Origin of the sequence: Nocardia sp. CC201C (assembly GCF_030010695.1) — a bacterium.
Taxonomy (GTDB): Bacteria; Actinomycetota; Actinomycetes; order Mycobacteriales; family Mycobacteriaceae; genus Nocardia; species Nocardia otitidiscaviarum.
This window is the reverse complement of sequence record NZ_JASCXP010000643.1, coordinates 1-2,602: the sequence shown is the minus strand read 5'-3', so window position 1 is coordinate 2,602 and position 2,602 is coordinate 1. Positions and strand designations below refer to the sequence as shown.

Annotated in this window: 4 protein-coding genes; 2 read left to right on the top strand and 2 right to left on the bottom strand. The window is 70.5% G+C overall.

The window, feature by feature from the left end:
• Nucleotides 1–501, bottom strand: a 501-nt coding sequence (locus QK444_RS35405) for an arsenate reductase ArsC (RefSeq protein WP_282786368.1), incomplete at its 3' end; no start/stop codon positions are given.
• A 32-nt stretch (nt 502–533) separates the two neighbouring features.
• On the bottom strand, nt 534–1,229 hold the full coding sequence (locus tag QK444_RS35400; RefSeq protein ID WP_282786367.1) for a helix-turn-helix domain-containing protein: 696 nt from the start codon (nt 1,227–1,229) through the stop codon (nt 534–536).
• A gap of 101 nt (nt 1,230–1,330) precedes the next feature.
• Between QK444_RS35400 and QK444_RS35395 the strand changes: the two genes are divergently transcribed.
• Together QK444_RS35395 and QK444_RS35390 are read left to right on the top strand one after the other, a co-directional pair.
• Entirely contained in the window at nt 1,331–1,873 is a 543-nt protein-coding gene (locus tag QK444_RS35395) for a hypothetical protein (protein WP_282786365.1), read from the top strand.
• A gap of 163 nt (nt 1,874–2,036) precedes the next feature.
• Nucleotides 2,037–2,602 (top strand): copper chaperone PCu(A)C (locus QK444_RS35390; RefSeq protein ID WP_282786364.1); only part of this gene is annotated, 566 nt, incomplete at its 3' end.

Genomic DNA, 2,602 nt, shown 5'->3' with positions numbered 1-2,602 from the left:
GATGACATCGGCCGCGCGCACGATCTCCTCGGTCCACGGTTTGGGGAACTCGCCGGAGATGTCGATGCCGACCTCGGCCATGGCCGCGACGGCCGCCGGGTTGATCTCGCGGCCGGGTTCGGAACCACCCGACCAGGCGACGGCATCGTCCCCGGCCAGCTCGGTGAACCAGCCCAGCGCCATCTGGGAGCGGCCCGCATTGTGCGTGCACAGGAACAGCACGGTGGGTTTGCCGTCGGCGATCCTGCCCTCCACGCGAGCGAGCGCCCGCAACCGCTGTCGCGCGAACCGTTCCGCCAGCAGAGGTAGGAAGTTGACCACGGTCGCATGCCCGGCGAACTGGTCGTAGGAGGAGTGCAGGAACCGTTCGATGGTCTCCACGCCGAACATGGTGGCGAAATCGTCGTGCAGTCGGGTCGCGGCGGTTTTCAGCGCCAACTGCTGGTCGATGGACAGATCCGCGCGCCGGTGTGCCGCTGCGGCGAGGGGAGATTCGGTCATGACGGGCTCCGATGGTGAGGGGTGGTTGGACGTCAGGGATGCGGATCGGCCGCGGCGGGTGCGACGGTGTCGGCGATGCGCTCGATCCGGTCGGCGATCAGGTCCAGTGCGTGATCGAAGGCCGCGTCCGTGCCTGTCCGCACCGGATCCGGGATCGACCAGTGCAGGCGTTCGATCTCGGCGGGCAGCTCCTCGTGCGCGTTGTCGCAGACGGCGATGACGAGGTCACCGGAGCGCAGCAGTCCGTCGACGCCGCGTGGCCGTCGCGGTCGCAACGGCAGCCGATGTCGCCGGGCCGCGGCCACCGCGCCCGGATGCACGCGTTCGGCGGGATGGGTCCCCGCGGAGACCACCGGCACGGCGCTGCGGCGCGCCCAGGCGGCCGCCGCCAACTGTGACCGCGCCGTATTGCGGCTGCACACGAACACCACCCGCGCCGCCGCATACCCGCCACGCGGCAGCAGCCTCCCCTCGAACCCGGGCACCAGCCGCAGATAACTGCGCCGCCGATCCCCCTCGGACCGCCCGCGTTCGAGCAGTTCCGCGCGTTCGAGCACCTTCAGGTGGTGTGCCATCAGGTTTGTCGGGATCGACAGCAGCGCGCACAGCTCCGAGGACGACATATCTCCGGCGGTCAGGGCATCCACGATGCGCAGCCGGGTGGCGTCGGCCAGTGCGGCGTGCACATCGGCACGCCGTTCCACCGACCACAATCGCTCAGCATTCATTGACTCAATGATTATTGAGTAAAATAACGGTGTCAAGCCGGAAGACCGGCCGGGTCGGCCTGCCGTGAAGTCGACAGTGGCGAGGTCGGTAGCATGTTCGGGTGCTGTCACCGACCGATCACGCCGCGCGCCTGCGAGGGGCCGCCGTCGGTACGGCGTCGGGGGCGGTGGCCGTGGCGGCCCACGGGCTCGGAGGTGGGAGCACCGACGTCGGGGGGTCGGCGTTGGCGCTGTTGATCGTGGCGTGCGGGCTGATCGGCGTGGTGGTGGCCTCGGTGCGGCCACGGGCCGGGGTGCTGTCGACCATGGGCATGCTGGCGGTCGGGCAGAGCGTCGGGCACGAAGCGCTGTCGCTGGCCCCGCAGCAGCATCAGCACGGGCCGAGCGCGGCCATGGTGGCGGCGCATCTGGTGGCGATTCCGGTCGGCGCGTTCGCGATTCGGGCGGCCGAGGTGGGGTTGCGGCGCGCCGTGACGAGCGTGCGCCGGTTCATCGTCGCACTCGGGCCGATGCCGGTGGCACCCGGACGGGTACTGCCCGTCGCCTTCGATCAGCGGCCGGTACCGGCGCGATTGCTGGTGAGTTCCGGAGTCGGACGCCGGGGGCCGCCGTGGCGGGTACGCCTCCCTCTCGCTCCCGCGTGACCACGCGGTCCCCCCTCCGGATTCGGATGTCACGCGCCGACGGCTGAGCGGCGTCGAATGCGGTCACGCATCGGCGGCCCGACCCCGCGGCGCGATACCTCGTCGGATCGTGGCGGTTCTCGCCGGAGCGAATCACTCTTCCTTCGACGATCGGAGTTCCGTCATGTCCGTACTCTCTCCTGCCCGCAGCCGGGCGACATTCCCCCCTGCCCGCACCCGGGCGACCGGTCGGGTCCGCCGCCTGGGTGCGGTGGCCGCCGTCTCCGCGTTGGCCCTGCTGCCCCTGGGCTGTTCCTCGTCCTCCTCCGACGCCCCGGCCGCGTCCGCCGACGCGGTGCGGATGAGCGATCAGTGGATCAAGGCCGCCGACAGCGGGATGTCCGCCGCGTTCGGCGTGCTCGAGAATTCGAGCGATCAGGACGTCACGCTGGTGGCGGCGTCCAGTCCGGCCTCGAACACGGTCGAGATCCACGAGGTGGTCGCCGACGCCCAGGGCGACAAGACCATGCGCGAGAAGGAAGGCGGGCTCACCATTCCCGCGCACGGGTCGGCCACGCTGAAGCCGGGCGGTGAGCATCTGATGTTCATCGGGCTGAAGGAGCCGCTGCGCACCGGCGCGGAAACGCCGATCACGCTCACCTTCGCCGACGGTTCCAGCACCACCGTCTCCGCGCAGGTGCGCGACTTCGTGGGCGGTAAGGAGAACTACGAGCCGTCGGGTGCGACCAC

Coding starts and splice junctions, on each gene's coding strand:
- QK444_RS35400 (WP_282786367.1), bottom strand. CDS start 1,229: ATGAATGCTGAGCGATTGTGGTCGGTGGAACGGCGTGCCGATGTGCAC.